General features: G+C 65.6%; 4 protein-coding genes and 1 pseudogene. All 5 read right to left on the reverse strand.

Going from position 1 to position 3,797, the window contains the following annotated elements:
• Positions 1-293: 293 nt before the first annotated feature.
• Positions 294-956 (reverse strand): transcriptional repressor LexA, encoded by a 663-nt coding sequence (gene lexA, locus Q0R02_RS08335; RefSeq protein WP_293882352.1) that lies wholly within the window; start codon positions 954-956, stop codon positions 294-296.
• Positions 957-1,017: 61 nt separating this feature from the next.
• Positions 1,018-2,196 carry a gephyrin-like molybdotransferase Glp gene (gene glp / locus Q0R02_RS08340; protein ID WP_293882354.1) on the reverse strand — a complete coding sequence of 393 codons (1,179 nt, stop codon included), beginning with the start codon at positions 2,194-2,196 and terminating at the stop codon, positions 1,018-1,020.
• Positions 2,193-2,675 carry a cyclic pyranopterin monophosphate synthase MoaC gene (gene moaC, locus Q0R02_RS08345; RefSeq protein ID WP_293882356.1) on the reverse strand — a complete coding sequence of 161 codons (483 nt, stop codon included), beginning with the start codon at positions 2,673-2,675 and terminating at the stop codon, positions 2,193-2,195. The genes glp and moaC overlap by 4 nt, the downstream gene beginning before the upstream one ends.
• Complete coding sequence (trpC, locus tag Q0R02_RS08350; protein ID WP_293882358.1) at positions 2,672-3,460, reverse strand: indole-3-glycerol phosphate synthase TrpC; 789 nt, start codon at positions 3,458-3,460, stop codon at positions 2,672-2,674. Before trpC ends, moaC begins: the two co-directional genes overlap by 4 nt.
• Positions 3,457-3,797, reverse strand: a pseudogene (locus Q0R02_RS08355) (anthranilate phosphoribosyltransferase); the annotation flags it as partial. The pseudogene Q0R02_RS08355 and the gene trpC, both read right to left, overlap by 4 nt.

Below are 3,797 nucleotides of genomic sequence, written 5' to 3' on the forward strand. Positions count from 1 at the left end.
CCAGGCCGAGGGGGGCGCCACGAACGTGTGCGGCTGGCGTGACATGATCTGCTTCAACGATTTCTCCGGGGGTGCTGGCAACGTGACGTAACTGAACGCACCGACAAGCCCAACGGGACCGTCTCTAGACAAGATCGTCGCTGACGTCACCTTTTCCATTGCCCCCAAAACCGTCACCCCGGCGAAGGCCGGGGCCTATACGGGTTTGCCGAAATAGAAGCACTTGACCCGACAGCCGTATAGGCCTCGGCCTGCGCCGGGGTGACGGGCAGGTGATGTAACGGCTGGCTCGGTTAGTAGCGTCGCAGCAACCCTGCGAGTTTGCCTTGCACGCGGACTTGTTCGGCGGCGTAAATCTGCGCTTCGTAAAGCACGTTTGCAGGATCGAGCCGAATACGCGGCCCATCGTGACGATAATATTTCAGCGTGGCTTCGTGGTCGTCGATCAGCGCCACGACGATCTCACCATCGCGCGCGGTCTCGGTCTTGCGAATCAGGGCATAATCGCCATCGAGAATGCCCGCCTCGACCATCGAATCTCCCGACACCTCCAGCGCAAAGTGTTCGCCGGGGCCGAGCAGGGCGGCGGGCACCGGCAGCGTCGACTGGCCTTCGAACGCCTCGATCGGCATACCGGCGGCGATGCGACCATGCATCGGCAATTCGATGACGTCGTTTGCGGCGGGCGGCAGGATGATGCCCCCGTTCGAATTGGCCGGAATCCGCATTTTCTGTTCGCCGCGTTCGGGCATCCGCATGACTTCAAGCGCGCGGGCGCGATTGGGCAGGCGGCGGATGAACTGGCGTTCCTCCAGGGCGCTGATCAGGCGATGGACGCCCGATTTCGACTTTAGGTCGAGTGCTTCTTTCATTTCCTCGAACGAGGGCGACACGCCGGTTTCGGCAAGCCGGTCGTTGATGAAACAAATCAGCTCATGCTGTTTACGAGTGAGCACCCAAACCTCTCCTGTTCTGGAAGAACGTATTGGGAACGTGTAGGAAACATTACAGGTCGCGTCAAGCGAGCAGGATAGCCTCGACGAGCGATCCCTCGGCGAGGGCGGGCGCGCCTGCCGGGCGGACCACGAGCGCATCGGCACCGGCCAATGGCAACAGCATCCCGCTGTCACCGGGAAATGTCGGGCTGAGCGAGCCGTCCTGCCAATGTGTGCGGACGAAATCGGTGCGGGGACCAACGGCGGGCAGGGGTTCGCCGATCCGCACGCGGATGCGCGGCGGGATGGGGTCGGCGGCACCCGCCAGATGGGCGACGAGCGGGCGCAGGAAAAGTACAGCCGTGACCAGCGCGGAAACCGGATTGCCGGGCAGTCCAAGGACGACCGTGTCGCCCAGGCGTCCGGCCATCAGCGGCTTGCCGGGCCGCATCGCGACTTTCCAGAAATCGAGGGTGGCTCCGGCAGCCGTCAGCGCAGGGCGGACCAGGTCATGGTCGCCCACCGATGCGCCGCCGGTGCTGACGACGATATCGCAGGTTCCCGAGGCCATAAATGCTGCCGTCAGTTGCGCCAGGTCATCGGGAATGATGCCGAGATCGACAATGTCGACGGGCAGCGTCCGCAACAGTGTGGCAAGCATCGGGGCGTTGGACGAGGGCAGCCGGTCGGGCCCCGCATCGACGCCGGGGGGCACCAGTTCGCTGCCGGTCGAGATGATCGCCACCCGAAGCCGGCGGCGGACGGCGATGGTGTCGTGCCCGCCCATGGCCGCAAGGGCGATGCGGGCGGGGGTCAGCAGCACACCGGTTTCGATCAGCGTGGCGCCGATGGTGAAGTCCGAACCTGCGGTCCGCACATGATCGCCAAGCGCTTTCGGACCGTTGCCGGACAAAATGATCGTGTCGCCGGTGCGCGTGATGTTTTCCTGGATGACGACGGTGTCGCTGCCCGCTGGAATTGCGGCCCCGGTGAAAATCCGGGCGGCCTGGGCGGGGCCGATTTCGTTAGGATACGGCGTTCCGGCAACCGAGTCGCCGACGACGCGCCACGGGCCCGCGCCATCCTGGTGGCGGATTGCGTAGCCGTCCATTGCCGACAAGTCGTGTGCGGGCTGGGTGCGTTTGGCGACGACGGGCGTGGCGGTCCAGCGACCCGCGGCTTCCAGCAGGGGGACGATTTCCGTCGAGACGGGTGCGTGGAGCGCAAGGATGCGCGCCTGGGCTTCTTCGACGCCGATCATGCGGCGGGGTTTCCTGCAGCGTAGTCTCCGGAACGCCCGCCGGACTTTTCGAGCAGGCAGATGTCGCCGATCCGCATGGCGCGGTCGATGGCTTTTGCCATGTCATAGAGGGTCAGCAACGCGACCGACACGGCGGTGAGCGCTTCCATTTCGACGCCAGTGGGGCCGGTGGTCGAAACGGTGGCGGTGGCGCGGATGCTTTTGGCTTCGAATGCGAAATCGACCATGACCGACGACAGCGCCAGCGGGTGGCAGAGCGGGATCAGGTCGCTGGTGCGTTTGGCAGCCATGATCCCGGCGATGCGGGCGACGGCGATGACGTCACCTTTTTTGGTGGTGCCGTCTTTTATGGCGGTGAGCGCGACAGGGGACATCGTTATGCGGCCCTCGGCAGCGGCTGTGCGGGCCGTGGCGGGCTTGCCGGACACGTCGACCATGCGGGCGGCTCCGGCTTCGTCGATGTGGGTAAGACCGGTCATCTGCCCGTCAGTAACGCGCGCGTGGCCGATTCGACATCGGGGTTTCGCATCAGCGCTTCGCCGACGAGGAAAGTGCGAACACCGTGCGCGGACATCGCGACCAGATCGGTGTGCGACGTCAGACCGCTCTCGGCGACGAAGGTGACGTCGGCGGGGGCTTTGCCGACCAGTTCGTAGGTCCGGGCGAAGTCGACGCTGAAGTCGCGCAGGTCGCGGTTGTTGACGCCGATCAGCCGCGACTTCAGGCGGAGGGCGCGGTCGAGCTCGGCTTCGTCATGGACTTCGACAAGCACGTCCATGCCCCGTTCGATGGCGGCGGCTTCGAGTTCGGCCATGGTCGCGTCGTCGAGGGCAGCGACGATCACAAGAATTGCATCGGCCCCGATGCCGCGCGCTTCGGCGACCTGCCACGGGTCGACCATGAAATCCTTGCGGAGAACGGGGAGGTCGCAGGCGGCGCGGGCGGCGATGAGGTAATCTTCGTGGCCCTGGAAATAGGGGGCGTCGGTGAGGACGGACAGGCAGGCGGCGCCGCCCGACTGATAGGCGCGGGCATGTTCTGCGGGTGCGAAATCGGGACGGATCAGCCCTTTCGAGGGGCTGGCCTTCTTGATCTCGGCGATGAGGGCGAAACCGGTCTTAGCCTTTGCCGTCAAGGCGGCGTGAAAACCGCGTGGGGGCGACTGCGTGGCAGCCGCGCGGTCCAGGTCGTTCAGCGAGCGCATGGTTTTCCGGCGGGCGACTTCCGCGCGCGTGGTGGCGCAAATCTCGGTGAGTTTGTTCATTTGTAGGCGATCCAGCAGTCGAGCAGCGTGTTCGCAAGACCGCGATCGAGGGTTTCGGCGGCTTCCTCGATGCCATCGCGCCACTCGGTCACATGGCCCGCGACAATGAGCGCGGCGGCGGCGTTGAAGAGGACGGCGTCGCGGTAAGCGCCGGTTTCGCCCAGCAGCAGGCGGCGGAGCGCGGCGGCGTTGAAGGCCGCGTCACCGCCGCGCAGGGCCTCAGGAGCATGGCGGGGGAGGCCGACATCCTCGGGCGCGATGCGGGCGGGTGCGTGGTTCAGGCGAACGATGGTGCTGGCTGCGGAAACCGAGAGTTCGTCGAGGGGTTCGTCTCCGG

Origin of the sequence: Sphingomonas sp. (assembly GCF_025353885.1) — a bacterium.
In the GTDB taxonomy this organism is placed as follows: domain Bacteria; phylum Pseudomonadota; class Alphaproteobacteria; order Sphingomonadales; family Sphingomonadaceae; genus Sphingomonas_O.

Excerpts from the sequence above, each read along its gene's own strand:
- glp (WP_293882354.1), bottom strand. The coding sequence starts at position 2,196 with ATGATCGGCGTCGAAGAAGCCCAGGCGCGCATCCTTGCGCTCCACGCA.
- moaC (WP_293882356.1), bottom strand. The coding sequence starts at position 2,675 with ATGACCGGTCTTACCCACATCGACGAAGCCGGAGCCGCCCGCATGGTC.
- trpC (WP_293882358.1), bottom strand. The coding sequence starts at position 3,460 with ATGAACAAACTCACCGAGATTTGCGCCACCACGCGCGCGGAAGTCGCC.